The following is a 12,884-nucleotide window of genomic DNA, read 5'->3' on the forward strand; positions in this document are numbered from 1 at the left end:
CCGCAAAAAAGAGCAGAGATGAAATTTTGAGAAAAATTTATGACTTAGCGGAAAACGTAATGCGGCTACTTGCGTGGCAAAAAAGTAGTAGTAATTAAATAAAAGTTTTTAAAATTAGTAAACTAAATGAAATCTTCAAAACAAGTAACACCAAAAACAGTAATAAGAATAGGTAAGGCAATTACTTATATTGAAGAACATTTACATGAAAAATTACTACTAAATGACATTGCTTCAAAAGCTCATTTTTCTCCATTTCATTTTCATCGTCTTTTTTCGAGTGTAACAGGCGAAACATTAAACAACTTTATAACAAGAAAAAGAATAGAAAAATCAGCATCATTTTTGTTACACAAAAAAGAAATGTCGGTTACAGAGGTTTCAGAAAAAGTAGGATTTACAAACTTATCATCCTTTTCAAGAGTATTTAAAAAATTCTATGGTATGAGTGCCGTTGAGTTTAAAAAAGAAAGTAAACATAAATTTAGCAAGATTTGTAAAACAGAAAGCAATAACGGACAAGTGCTAACTTCATTTGAGCAATACATTTGTAATGTAAATAACAACTTAAATTGGTTAAAAATGAATGCAAAAACTGAAGTTAAAATAATGCCAGCATTAAAATTAGCATATATCAGTCATCAAGGGAAAATGGATGCAATTGATAATGTTTATAATAAGTTAATGAGATGGGCACATCCGAAAGGAATAATGGCACAAGAAAATTTACGAATGTTAACTATTTATCATGACAGTCCAAAAATTACAGATCCAGAGAAGATAAGAATGAGTGCTTGTGTTACTTTATTAGAAGGTATAAAAACAGCAGGAGAGGTAAATTTAAAAACATTACCAAAAACGAAGTGTATTGTTTCTCGATTAGAAATAGCATCAAAAGATTTTCAAGAGGCATGGGAAAGGAGCTTTGTGTGGATGAGTGAGCATGGTTATAAAAAAGCAGATCAAGACCCTTTTGAAATTTATTATAACAATCCGCAAGAGCATCCAGAAGGAAAGTGTGTTGTAGATATTTGTATACCTGTAGAATAAATAAAAAGGTCTTTCACAACCTATGAAAGACCTTTTTATTTAAATTAACTTACTAAAATCAGCAATATTTTTTTTAGCTTCCGAATTAATATCTTCACCATTATCTGTAAACCAAGTATGTGTAGCTCCTAGGTAATTCATACCTAAGTATTTTGCGCTCTCAATAAAAGGCATTTCAAATCCGTTTTTTAAATCGTTGGTGCCAGAGTTACTTATCATAGCCATATTTTTTCCTCGTAATTTTCTACCTAATTCTTTCTTATAATGCAAAAGGTCAGACATTCTATCAAAAAAAGTTTTTAAAATTCCACTCATGGCATACCAATATACAGGCGTGGCAAAAACAATAGTATCGTATTTCTCAATAATCATTTCCATTAAAGGAATAAAATCGTCATCAGCATTGCTAAAATCATATTCAAAAGAACCAATATTCTTAGTTTTTAAATCGATAATGTCAAAACGATTATCAGTATTTAAATAGTTAATAATAGTGTTTGTGTTTCCGTTACTTTTAGAGCTGGCTTGTATGATAACAGTTTTTTTCATGTGTCATTTTGTTTAGATTATAAACTTCGGAAATTAAATTATAAGTGTATTTAATCTTTGATTGTAAAAATTGATAATTCCCAAGAGAAAATCAATAAGAAAAGGGGATATTTTTTGTATTTTTATACTATTAATTAAGTAATGCAAATGAATATAGATAGCTATAAGTTTTCATCGGGAGAAGCGTTGAGTAATTTTGAGACAAAAGAAGTTGATGAAGACGCTAAAAAGAAGCTTAAAAAACTAAGAAAAGAAATTAGTGGTTTACAAGATACCATGTATGCAGAGGGCAAATACAGTATGCTTATTTGCTTGCAAGGAATGGATACTTCAGGAAAAGATAGTTTAATTCGTGAGGTATTTAAAGATGTAAACGCACGTGGTGTAGTGGTGCATAGTTTTAAAGTACCAACAGAATTAGAGTTAAAACACGATTTTTTATGGCGTCATTACATTGCATTGCCAGCAAAAGGAAAGATTGGTGTTTTTAACAGAACGCATTATGAAAATGTATTGGTAACAAGAGTACACCCTGAATATGTTTTTGGAGAAAATATTCCTACAATTAAAAGTTTAGATGATTTAAATGATGATTTTTATCACGCTAGAATGGATAGAATCAATAAATTTGAAAAGCATATATCAGATACAGGTACTATTATTTTAAAATTCTTTTTAAACGTATCAAAAGACGAGCAAAAGAATCGGTTATTACGTCGTTTAAATATTCCAGAGAAAAATTGGAAATTTTCTTCAGGAGATTTAAAAGAACGTAAGTTATGGGATAAATATCAAGACTGTTATCAAGATTTATTAAATAGAACATCAACAAATCATGCACCTTGGTATGTAGTGCCTGCTGATGATAAACCAACAGCAAGACATATTGTAGCAAAAACAATTAGTGAAGAGTTAAAAAAGTATGGTTTTAAAGAACCATCACTCGCACAAAAAGATTTAGATAAATTAGATGAGTTTAAAGCTCAGTTAAACAACGAATAATTGCAAAAAAAAAATGGAATTAAACTTAACAAAACCAATTATATTTTTCGATTTAGAAACAACAGGAATCAATATCGCAAAAGATAGAGTTGTAGAAATATCAATATTAAAAGTATTTCCAAACGGAAACAAAGAAAGTAAAACATGGTTGGTAAACCCTGAAGTAAAAATACCGAAAGAATCATCAGAAATCCATGGAATTACTGATGAGAAAGTAGCAAATGAGCCTACTTTTAAAGAGTTAGCTGTTAGTATTAATGAAATGATTGCAGGTTGCGATTTGGCAGGGTTTAATTCTAATCGATTTGATATTCCGGTTTTAGCTGAAGAATTAATGCGTGCTGGTATCGATTTTGATATGAATAATCGTAAAGCGGTAGATGTTCAAGTTATTTTTCATAAAAAAGAGCAGCGTACATTAAGTGCAGGATATCAATTTTATTGCGGAAAAGAATTAGTAGGAGCTCACGGTGCAGAAGCAGATACAAATGCTACGTATGAAATTTTATTAGCACAACTAGATAAGTATACTGATATAGAAAATACTGTTGATGCTTTGAGTGAATATTCAACACACGGTAAAAGAGCAGATTTTGCAGGCTTTATTTTAGTAAATGATAAAGATCAAGAAATTTTTTCTTTCGGAAAATATAAAGGACGTACAGTAGAGGAAGTATTTAAAGAAAACCCAGGATATAATGCTTGGATTCAAAATGCAGATTTTCCGTTATATACAAAAAAAGTATTACGCGAAATTAAAGAGCGAATGACAGTGCCTAAAAAGAAGATGACAGATAAAGAAAAGTTAGAAGCTTTACAGCAAAAGTTTAATTTAAGATAATCTTTAACATCGGTTTAAGAGAAAAAACTGTATTAATTTTTAATTTAGAGATTATAAAATAAGAAAGAATAATGTTTACAGAATATAATAATTTACCAAACAACTCAAGAGTTTGGGTGTACCAAGCAGATAGAGAATTTACTATAGAAGAGATAGAATATATTTGTGCAAAAGCCATACTTTTTATTGATAGTTGGACGCGTCATGGAGATGATTTAAAAGGATCGTTTACTGTTAAATATAATCAGTTTTTAGTGTTAGGAGTTGATGAAGGTTTTAATAACGTTTCAGGTTGCTCTATAGATTCTTCAGTTCGTTTTGTAAAAGAATTAGAAAATGAGTTAAAAGTTGATTTAATGAATAAAATGAACGTCTCGTTTAAAGAAGGAGAGGATATTAATGTTGTTAAATTATCAGATTTTCAACAATTTGCAAAAGATAAAAAAATAACATCAGAAACTATTGTATTTAATAATATGATAAATACAAAAGAAGATTTTGAAACTAATTGGGAGGTAACAGCCGATAAAAGTTGGCATAAACGATTTTTGGTATAACAATTGATTTCTATTTAACTATAGTTGATGAAAATATGATGAAAAAGATAGTAGTTTTTTTAATAGTTGCTTTTGTTCAATTAGCAAATGCACAACAGGTTGATCCTCTTTTAGCAAAAGACGAAAAAGCTCAAGCTGTTTGGGTAGATAGTCTTATGAATTCGATGTCTGTCGATGAAAAAATAGGGCAACTGTTTATGATACAAGCGTATTCAAACAAAGATAAAAAGCATGAACAAGTTATAAAGAATATGATAGAGAAATATCATGTTGGTAACTTAATTTTTATGCAAGGAACACCTGGTAAGCAGGTTGTTTTAAATAATAAATATCAAGCATTAGCAAAAGTTCCGTTAATGATTGGTTTTGATGGAGAATGGGGATTAGATATGCGTCTTAAAAATACATATCGTTTTCCTTGGAATATGGCTTTAGGAGCAATTAGTGATAAAGAGTTATTAAAGGAAACAGGAAAGAGAATAGGAGAACATTGTAAAAGAGTTGGAATTCATATGAATTTTGCACCTGTGGTTGATATTAATACAAATCCAAACAATCCAATTATAGGGAATCGTTCGTTCGGAGAGCGTAAAGAGAACGTTACCGAAAAAGCAATCGCTTTTAGTGAAGGAATGCAAAGCGTTGGTGTTTTGGCAAACGCAAAGCATTTCCCAGGTCATGGAGATACTGCTACAGATTCACATCACACCTTACCAACAATAAATTTTAGTGAACAAAGAATAGATTCAATAGAGTTGTACCCTTTTAAGAAAATATTTAATGCAGGTGTTGCAAGTGTTATGACAGCACATTTAAGTGTTCCTTCATTAGAGCCAAATGCTAAGTTACCTACTTCATTGTCAAGAAATGTAGTTACTAATTTATTGCAAAACAAATTAGGATTTCAAGGTTTAATTGTAACAGATGGGTTAAACATGAAAGGAGCAGCAAATTATTCAACTCCAGCAGAAATTGATTTAGCTGCAATTCTTGCAGGAAATGATATATTGTTAATCCCACAAGATATTCCGGGATCTGTTAAGTTATTAAAAGATGCTATTTTAAAGGGAAGTTTAACAGAAGAACGATTAAATTTTTCGGTTAAAAAAATATTAAAAGCAAAGTATTTAGTAGGTTTAAATAAATACGTACCAATTGCTACTGAGAATTTACAGCAAGATTTAAACTCACCTTACGATGAGGTTTTACATAGAAAATTAATTAAAAACTCTATTACTGTTGTAAAGAATAAAGATAGCATTTTACCTATTAAAAATCTTAAAGATAAGAAAATAGCATATGTTTCTTTAGGTAGTTCTAAAGGGAAAGAGTTTTTAAAAATGCTTAGAAATTATAAAAAAATAGATGTAATTTCAGACAAACACTTAAGTGTTTTAATACAGAAATTAGAAAAATATGATTTAGTTATTGTTGGATTTCATAAATCTAACAAACATCCGTGGAAAGGTTATAAGTTTTCTAACAAAGATTTAGTTTGGTTACAAGAAATAGCAAGAACAAAAAAGGTTATTTTAGATGTATTTGCAAGTCCGTATAGTTTATTAAAACTTAAATCGTTTGAGAATATAGAAGGGGTCGTCGTTTCTTATCAAAATAGTAAATTAGCACAAGAACTTTCTGCGCAAGCTCTTTTTGGAGCTTTTGACTTAAAAGGAAAATTACCAGTATCAATTAATAATGAGTTTAAAGAAGGCGAAGGTCTTTTAATTAAAGGACTTCATGTATTTGAATATACAATACCTGAAGAGGCAGGTATTTCTTCTGAGAAATTATTAATAATAAATAAAAGAATTGATACTATTTTAAAGCAAAAAATGACTCCTGGTGGGCAAATATTTGTTGCTAGAAACGGAAAAGTTTTTATCAATAAAAGTTTTGGGTATCACACAGGTTTAAAAAAAAGAAAAGTAAAAAAAACTGATATTTATGATTTAGCTTCTTTAACCAAAATTTTAGCTTCTTTACCTATGATAATGAAAGCCGAGGAGGATAGAAGAATTAGTTTGTTTTCTAGCTTAGGAGATATCTTACCAAGATTTTATGACTCTAATAAAGATACCTTAATGTTAAAAGAAATTTTATCACATACAGCTCGTCTTCCTTCATGGATACCTTTTTATATGAATACAAGAGATGAAGAAACAGGGAAAAATTCAATTAAGTATTATCGAAAAAAAAGAACAAAAAAGTATAATATTAAAGTAGCAAGGAACTTATATTTAAGTAAAGATTATAGAGATACAATATATAAACATATCGTAGAAATTGATCAGCGAAAAAGAGTAGGATATAAATATAGTGATTTAGGGTATTATATTTTTAAAGAAATTCTTGAGAAAAAATATAAAACACCTTTGAATAAGCTAGTTGATGAGGAGTTTTATAAATCTTTAGGAGCTGATAGAATGACTTATTTGCCACTTAGAAAATTTGATAGGTCTGAAATAGTACCTACTGAAAGAGATAGTTACTATAGAAACCAATTAGTGCATGGTTATGTACATGATATGGGAGCAGCTATGTTAGGTGGAGTAGGAGGTCATGCTGGTTTATTTGCAAACGCAAATGATGTAGCAAAAATAATGCAGATGTATTTACAAAAAGGTGAGTATGGAGGGAAAAAATATTTAAACCCTGAAACGCTTGATAAATTTAATCATAGGTATTATAAAAAAAGAAGAGTACGTAGAGGTTTAGGTTTTGATAAACCACAACTAAACCCTAAAGTTAAAGCTACTTGTGGTTGTGTATCAGACGAAAGTTTTGGGCATAGTGGATTTACAGGAACTTATACGTGGGCAGACCCAGAATCGGGTATTTTATATGTGTTTTTATCAAACAGAGTATATCCTACAATGAGAAATAGAGGTTTGGTTAAAAGTAATATGCGAACCAAAATTCAAAAAGATATTCAGAATGCTATAATTCAGTAAAAAACAATTACAAAGCATAACTAAAAGGCAGTAACTATTAAATTAGTTGCTGCCTTTTGTATTTGATGTTTTTGTGTAAATAAGTACTAGTAGAAATGAAGTTATAGTGTAAAGTAAAGCTATTTTAAAATTAAAGAATAAGTAAATAGTCCAACCTTGTAAGGAATAAAATAAAGGAAACAAAACCATACCTAATCCGAAACGGAAAGTATCAATAAATTCAATTTCATCTATTTTTTTACGTATCAATTTCCAAATTAAATAAGGAAAAAAACTATTTAAAATTATTAGATAAAATAAAGGGGATTTCCTTGTTTTAGAGGGATTTGGTTTAATAGAATAATTTTCTTTTTTTATATTTAAGTTTACAGTATCTATAGCTGTAAAGTCTGTTCTAGCATTATTTAACTTAGTTAAAATAGTGCTGTAATTTTCATCATCTTCAATATGAACAGTTAATTTTTTTAATTGGATGTGAACTTGGTTTTTTAAACTCTTTACCGAAGAGTTTAAGTCGTTTGTATTGTAAAAGTCATTTGCAATTATAGGCTTACCAAATGCAACAGTAACCTCTGAAGGGTATTTAGAAGAGTTTTGATAGGTTATACCAACAGGGATAATATATATCTTTAAATCAGGGTATTTATCTAATGTTCTGTAAACTATTCTTGTAAATCCTTTGCTAATAGGTCTAATAGTTCTTTTCTTACTATGACTTCCTTCTGGAAAAATCAGTAAAGATTTATTGTTCTTTAATAATTTTTGACAATTGTTAAAAATTTCTTCATTTTTTGATAACTGTTTTACTCCATCTCTAATCCGATATATAGGCATCATACCTAATAAATTTAGAAAACTAGCAACTACCCTTTTCTTAAAAACAGCAGCACGAACTAAAAAGTAGGTTTTTCTTGTTGTGTTTGTAGCTATTAAAAGAGGATCTATTAATGCATTCGGATGATTTGCGGTAAATAATATAGCTCCTTTCTTAGGAACATTTTCTTTGCCTAATAGGGTTATTTTTTTTGAATAAAAAAATAACCCTATTTTTAAGTAAATCTTAAAAATAAAATATAATAATGCGCTCATTAATTATTTTTTTTATTGCCCCAAAAAGTAGCTAATATCATTCCTGAAAACATATCCCAAATCCCCCAAAAAGCAGCAAGTAAAGCCATTCCTCCAAGTCCATCGAAAAAACTAAAAACTAGGAGTAAACCTAAACCACTATTTTGAATTCCAGTTTCCATTGAAATAGTTCTGGTATCTTTTTTATTTAATTTAAAAGCTCTTGCTGTAGCGTAACCTATAATGAAAGCATATATGTTATGAAATATAACTAAAAACAAAACTAAATGGATGTAGTTTTTAAAAATGCTGGCATTGTCATATAAAGCAATTACAATTAGTAGCACAAAAAATATAATTGAAAAAGGACGGAGTATTTTATTAATTTTTTGTGCCATTTCAGTATGAAAATGGTTCACAGTCATTCCTAATACTATAGGAATTCCTAAAATAAGTAAAACAAGCTTAAATAATTCAAACGGATTTAAGGAAACACTTTTTAAAATAACATTTGTAGGTTCGTATAAACTACCCCAAAAATGTAAATTTAAAGGAGTCATTACTAAGCAAATTAAGGTAGCAAAAGCTGTTAAGCTTACAGATAAAGCAGTATTTCCGTTTGCCATTTTACTAAAGAAATTAGATACATTACCACCAGGGCATGCAGCAACTAATATCATTGCTAGAGCAAAGCTAGGGTAGGGATTAATTATGCAGATAGCAACAAAAGTTAAAAAAGGGAGTAAAATAAATTGAGATAAGATACCCACTAAAATTGCCTTTGGTTTTTTTAAAAGAATTTTAAAATCAGAAACTTTAATATCTAAAGCAATTCCAAACATTATAATTGCTAAAGCAATGTTTAGCATCCATAAAGCATCAGTATTAAAATTTATTTTAATACTGTCAATCTGTATATCGTTAATGTTTAAAAGCATATTCTATAATATTGGCTCCCATTTTTAAAGCTTTTACTCTTGTTTCTTTTGGGTTGTTATGTACAGCTGCATCTTCCCATCCATCATTTAAATCGCTTTCATAATCATAAAAAACAATCAAGCGGTTTTTATAAAAGAGCCCAAAACCTTGCGCTGGTTTTTTATCGTGTTCATGTATTTTTGGTAGCCCTTTAGGAAAAGAAAAAGTTTGGTGATAAATGGGGTGGTTATTTGGTATTTTTTGAAGTTGAATATCAGGAAAAACTTTTTTTAATTCTCTTCTTATATATTTATCTAAACCGTAATTATCTGAAACATGTAAGAAACCTCCAGAAATTAAATAGTTTTTTAAATTATTAGCTTCTTCAGTAGTAAAAAAAATATTACCATGCCCAGTTGCAAATACAATAGGGTAGTTATTAACCGTATCGTCGTTAAGCGTAATGGTTTGAATATCTTTATTAATAGATGTATTGGTATTAGCGTTGCTAAATTGTATTAAATTAGGTAAAGCAGTTGGGTTAGCATACCAATCACCTCCGCCTTTGTATTTTAAAACAGCAATTTGTTGTGAGAAAATAGAATGAAAACTAAGGACAAATAAAAACAGGACAACGCTCTTCATTAAAAAAAATACTTTTTGTAAAAGCAAGATAGTAAAAGAACAATAAAAAACACCAATAAGATTATTGATGTTTTTTGTGGCTTCTCCTTTTTCATTATTGAAAAACAATTTCAATAAATATTTTCAATATCATATTTTGAAAAACAAATAAGTCTTCAAAAGTTGTCGATATATGAACAAATATAGTTTCAAATAAAAGAACAAGGGTTCGGAATCGTCCAAATAGGGTGTTTTTAGTCCACTATTTATAAAAAGATGCCTTAATTTATTGCAATAGATGTATTTTTAAACTGAACGGGCGTACACGAAGAGTGTTTTTTAAATACAGTGTAAAATGTTGATTTAGAATTGAATCCAGATTCTAGTCCTATTGAAGTAATGGTGTAGTTAGAATAATTAGGGTCGAGTAAAAGTAATTTTGCTTGATCTACCCTCATTTCATTAAGATAATCTGTAAAAGATTTATTAGCTATGTTGTTAATGATTAAAGAAAGCGTACTTGAGCTTAATTTTGTGTCTTTAGATAAGCTTTGTAAGGTGTATTTTGGAACTAAAAATTTTTTATTTTTTTTAATAAAGTTATTTATTTCAATGAATTGTTCTTTGTGTTTTTCAGAAGATGTTTCTTGTGAATTTAAATTAATTGTTTCAAGACTAAAATCACCATTTAAATCAATTAATAAAGATTCCCTTATTTGTTTACGTTCTTTAAAAATTCTTATTTGTCTTAGTCCTTGGTATCCTAACCAATATATAAGTACAGTTGTGTATATTCTAAGAGGGTAGTATGAGAATAAAAAACCTGTAAAATTCATTTTTACTTTTACAGCCAAGGCTATTATCCACAATGCATACCCGATAGCGGTTAGTTTAAAAAAGCTATGAATCCATTTTAAATTATCAAAAGATAGTATTTTAGGGAAAAGTTTCTCTTTTTTATAGAGTATATAAAAAGAGTAAATGAAAATACTTAATGATATAATTAGGCTGAAAATCTCTTCAAAAGAAGTATACCTTTCATATATATAGTCTAGTTTATGTTGAGATGGAGAACCACTATAGTTATAAACAAAAATTATTTGAGTAAGAACAATTACTATAAATAAAGGGGTTATTATTTTTAAGAGGTTATATGACTTTTTAGCTAAGTTTAAATAATGAATTAAAAACATATACAAAAAAGGCATTGCTAAAAAATGCCAAGGTATTTGTAAGTATTCTAACGCAAATTTATGCTGAAGTAAATGTTTTTCTAATGCCCATGATTGAATATTGTTTAAAGAAATAGCTACTATTAATAGATTTAAATAGCGCATACTTTTCTCTTTTCCATTTTTTGAAAAAAAAAGAATAATACTAAAAGTAAAACCATGTAAGGCGCTTAAAAGCAAGAAGAAATTAAATAAAACAGGTATATCCAAAAGTTAGTTAGTTAAAAAAGATAAATATACAAAAAATGACTTACTGATTTATAAAAGCAATACTTTGTACAACATTAATTCCTGCTGTTTCTGTACGGAGTCGATTTTCACCTAATGAAATAGGAATGAATTTAGAAGCTAATGATTTTTCAATTTCTTTTGTAGAAAAATCACCTTCAGGTCCTATTAGAATTGTGTATTTAGAGTTTGGTACTGCTATATTTTTTAAAAGCTTTTTTTCTAATCCTTCTTCACAATGTGCGATATATGTTTCCTTAATAAAATCTTGTTTAATAAACTCAGAAAATTTTACAGGGTTGTTAAGTTTAGGAAGTGTAAATTGTAATGATTGCTTCATGGCAGATTGCACAATCTTAGATAATCGTTCAATCTTAACTACTTTTCTTTCAGAGTTGTCACAGATAATTGGGGTGATTTCATCAATCCCAATTTCGGTAGCTTTTTCTAAAAACCATTCCAATCTATCGTTATTCTTTGTAGGAGCTATAGCAACATGTAAGTAATAATCTCTATTGTTTAGTTTTTCTTCTTGTTTTATAATTGTAGCAAGACACCTTTTATCGTTTGCAATAGAAATTTCTACAGAAAATAAAAAGCCTTTACCGTTTGTAATATGTAATATGTCGCCTTCTTTTTTTCTTAAAACTCTAACAATATGTCTACTTTCTTCTTTTTCAAAAGTTATTTGCTTTGTTTCTGTTGTAATATTTTGATTGAAAAATAATTGCATTATAAATCAAGTTTATATGTTCTTCTTCGTTTGTGTGTTGTCGGATCAAAGTCTTTCCATACTTTATGTATAGCTTCATTATCTTCTAATTCTGGAGTTCTAATGCAGTTAATTATTCCTCTTTCAGAAAAAGTATTACAATATTGTTTGAAAATTATAGCAATAACACCTTTGTTTTGATACTCAGGATGTACACCTATTAAATAAAACGTTACATCTTTAGAGTTTTTTCTAGCATTAAGTAGGTGAAATAATCCGAAGGGGAAAAGTTTTCCTTTTCCTTTTTGTAAAGCTTTAGAAAAAGAAGGCATTACAATAGCAAAAGCTACTAGTTTATTATTCTTGTCTACAACAAATTTTATGTATTCAGGATTAATAAAGCTAATGTATTTTTCTTTAAAATGTTCTATCTGAGCATCAGAAATAGGTACATATGTTGAAAGTTTTGAATAAGTATGGCTAAATAATTCAAACATTTCATCTACATATGGCATTATTTCTTTTGTTGAAGTAAAGTCTAAAGGTTTTAATCCATATCTTCTTTGAATTAAATTACTAGCTTTTCCATATTTTACGGCATCAACATTTTTAAAAAGAAATTTATTTTCTAAATACTCTTTTTCTTTTTTAAAGCCTAATTGTTCAAGATGTTTTGAATAATATGGGTGATTGTACCAAGTAATCATAGTACCTATATGATCAAACCCTTCAACTAATACGCCAGTTTTGTCTAGGTTATTAAAACCTACAGGGCCTTCAATATATTCTAAGTTATTTTGTTTACCTATTTCTTTAACTTTATTAAGTAAAGCTTCGGTTACTTTTATATCATCAATAACATCAAACCATCCAAAACGTATTTTTTTTATCTGTTGTTTCTCTACTTCATAGGTATTAATAATAGCAACGACTCTTCCTACAATTTGCTCGTTTTTTAAAGCAATAAAAAAATTTGCTTTAGCGTGTTCAAAAACAGGATTTTTATTTTTATCGAAGTTATTAACTTCATCTTTTATAATAGGAGGAACCCAGTATTTATTATTTTTATAAAGAGAAAAAGGAAATTTAACAAATTGTTTCATTTCCTTTTTAGAGGTTATTTCTTTAATTTTAATCATACAGCAAATG

General features: G+C 28.5%; 12 protein-coding genes. 5 read left to right on the top strand and 7 right to left on the bottom strand.

The window, feature by feature from the left end; all coding sequences use genetic code 11:
- The first annotated feature begins 126 nt into the window (after positions 1–126).
- The gene (locus tag H518_RS0103325; RefSeq protein ID WP_028887751.1) at positions 127–1,050 is read left to right on the top strand and encodes an AraC family transcriptional regulator; all 924 of its coding nucleotides are present in this window, start codon (positions 127–129) and stop codon (positions 1,048–1,050) included.
- Between the two features lie 39 nt (positions 1,051–1,089).
- Here the strand turns inward: H518_RS0103325 and H518_RS0103330 are convergent, their stop codons facing one another.
- The gene (locus tag H518_RS0103330; RefSeq protein ID WP_028887752.1) at positions 1,090–1,599 is read right to left on the bottom strand and encodes a flavodoxin family protein; all 510 of its coding nucleotides are present in this window, start codon (positions 1,597–1,599) and stop codon (positions 1,090–1,092) included.
- Positions 1,600–1,746: 147 nt separating this feature from the next.
- On the opposite strand from H518_RS0103330, the gene H518_RS0103335 reads away from it, so the two are divergent.
- The 4 genes from H518_RS0103335 (at position 1,747) to H518_RS0103350 (ending at position 6,953) form a co-directional block, all read left to right on the top strand.
- Positions 1,747–2,601, top strand: coding sequence for a PPK2 family polyphosphate kinase (locus H518_RS0103335; RefSeq protein WP_028887753.1), 855 nt, complete (start codon positions 1,747–1,749; stop codon positions 2,599–2,601).
- Positions 2,602–2,614: 13 nt separating this feature from the next.
- On the top strand, positions 2,615–3,442 hold the full coding sequence (locus H518_RS0103340) for a 3'-5' exonuclease (RefSeq protein WP_028887754.1): 828 nt from the start codon (positions 2,615–2,617) through the stop codon (positions 3,440–3,442).
- A 71-nt stretch (positions 3,443–3,513) separates the two neighbouring features.
- Positions 3,514–3,999: a hypothetical protein gene (locus tag H518_RS0103345; RefSeq protein ID WP_028887755.1), complete on the top strand. Its 486-nt coding sequence runs from the start codon at positions 3,514–3,516 to the stop codon at positions 3,997–3,999.
- Positions 4,000–4,034: 35 nt separating this feature from the next.
- A complete protein-coding gene (locus tag H518_RS0103350) occupies positions 4,035–6,953 on the top strand; it encodes a glycoside hydrolase family 3 N-terminal domain-containing protein (protein ID WP_028887756.1) in 2,919 nt (972 codons plus the stop codon).
- A 42-nt stretch (positions 6,954–6,995) separates the two neighbouring features.
- Here the strand turns inward: H518_RS0103350 and H518_RS0103355 are convergent, their stop codons facing one another.
- From H518_RS0103355 to H518_RS0103380, 6 genes are all read right to left on the bottom strand, one after another.
- A complete protein-coding gene (locus H518_RS0103355; protein ID WP_051263648.1) occupies positions 6,996–8,042 on the bottom strand; it encodes a lysophospholipid acyltransferase family protein in 1,047 nt (348 codons plus the stop codon).
- Entirely contained in the window at positions 8,042–8,959 is a 918-nt protein-coding gene (locus H518_RS0103360) for a bile acid:sodium symporter family protein (RefSeq protein WP_028887758.1), read from the bottom strand. The genes H518_RS0103355 and H518_RS0103360 overlap by 1 nt, the downstream gene beginning before the upstream one ends.
- Positions 8,943–9,584: a DUF4159 domain-containing protein gene (locus H518_RS0103365; protein ID WP_028887759.1), complete on the bottom strand. Its 642-nt coding sequence runs from the start codon at positions 9,582–9,584 to the stop codon at positions 8,943–8,945. Before H518_RS0103365 ends, H518_RS0103360 begins: the two co-directional genes overlap by 17 nt.
- A 260-nt stretch (positions 9,585–9,844) precedes the next feature.
- Positions 9,845–11,005, bottom strand: a complete 1,161-nt coding sequence (locus H518_RS0103370) for a helix-turn-helix domain-containing protein (RefSeq protein WP_028887760.1) — start codon at positions 11,003–11,005, stop codon at positions 9,845–9,847.
- A gap of 40 nt (positions 11,006–11,045) precedes the next feature.
- Entirely contained in the window at positions 11,046–11,756 is a 711-nt protein-coding gene (locus H518_RS0103375; RefSeq protein ID WP_028887761.1) for a 16S rRNA (uracil(1498)-N(3))-methyltransferase, read from the bottom strand.
- The gene (locus tag H518_RS0103380; RefSeq protein WP_028887762.1) at positions 11,756–12,874 is read right to left on the bottom strand and encodes a GNAT family N-acetyltransferase; all 1,119 of its coding nucleotides are present in this window, start codon (positions 12,872–12,874) and stop codon (positions 11,756–11,758) included. The genes H518_RS0103375 and H518_RS0103380 overlap by 1 nt, the downstream gene beginning before the upstream one ends.
- Between the last annotated feature and the right edge of the window lie 10 nt (positions 12,875–12,884).

Source organism: Tenacibaculum ovolyticum DSM 18103, assembly GCF_000430545.1.
GTDB classification, from domain to species: domain Bacteria; phylum Bacteroidota; class Bacteroidia; order Flavobacteriales; family Flavobacteriaceae; genus Polaribacter; species Polaribacter ovolyticus.

Coding starts and splice junctions, on each gene's coding strand:
- H518_RS0103335 (WP_028887753.1), top strand. CDS start 1,747: ATGAATATAGATAGCTATAAGTTTTCATCGGGAGAAGCGTTGAGTAAT.
- H518_RS0103340 (WP_028887754.1), top strand. CDS start 2,615: ATGGAATTAAACTTAACAAAACCAATTATATTTTTCGATTTAGAAACA.
- H518_RS0103330 (WP_028887752.1), bottom strand. CDS start 1,599: ATGAAAAAAACTGTTATCATACAAGCCAGCTCTAAAAGTAACGGAAAC.
- H518_RS0103350 (WP_028887756.1), top strand. CDS start 4,035: ATGATGAAAAAGATAGTAGTTTTTTTAATAGTTGCTTTTGTTCAATTA.
- H518_RS0103360 (WP_028887758.1), bottom strand. CDS start 8,959: ATGCTTTTAAACATTAACGATATACAGATTGACAGTATTAAAATAAAT.
- H518_RS0103380 (WP_028887762.1), bottom strand. CDS start 12,874: ATGATTAAAATTAAAGAAATAACCTCTAAAAAGGAAATGAAACAATTT.
- H518_RS0103365 (WP_028887759.1), bottom strand. CDS start 9,584: ATGAAGAGCGTTGTCCTGTTTTTATTTGTCCTTAGTTTTCATTCTATT.
- H518_RS0103325 (WP_028887751.1), top strand. CDS start 127: ATGAAATCTTCAAAACAAGTAACACCAAAAACAGTAATAAGAATAGGT.
- H518_RS0103345 (WP_028887755.1), top strand. CDS start 3,514: ATGTTTACAGAATATAATAATTTACCAAACAACTCAAGAGTTTGGGTG.
- H518_RS0103355 (WP_051263648.1), bottom strand. CDS start 8,042: ATGAGCGCATTATTATATTTTATTTTTAAGATTTACTTAAAAATAGGG.
- H518_RS0103375 (WP_028887761.1), bottom strand. CDS start 11,756: ATGCAATTATTTTTCAATCAAAATATTACAACAGAAACAAAGCAAATA.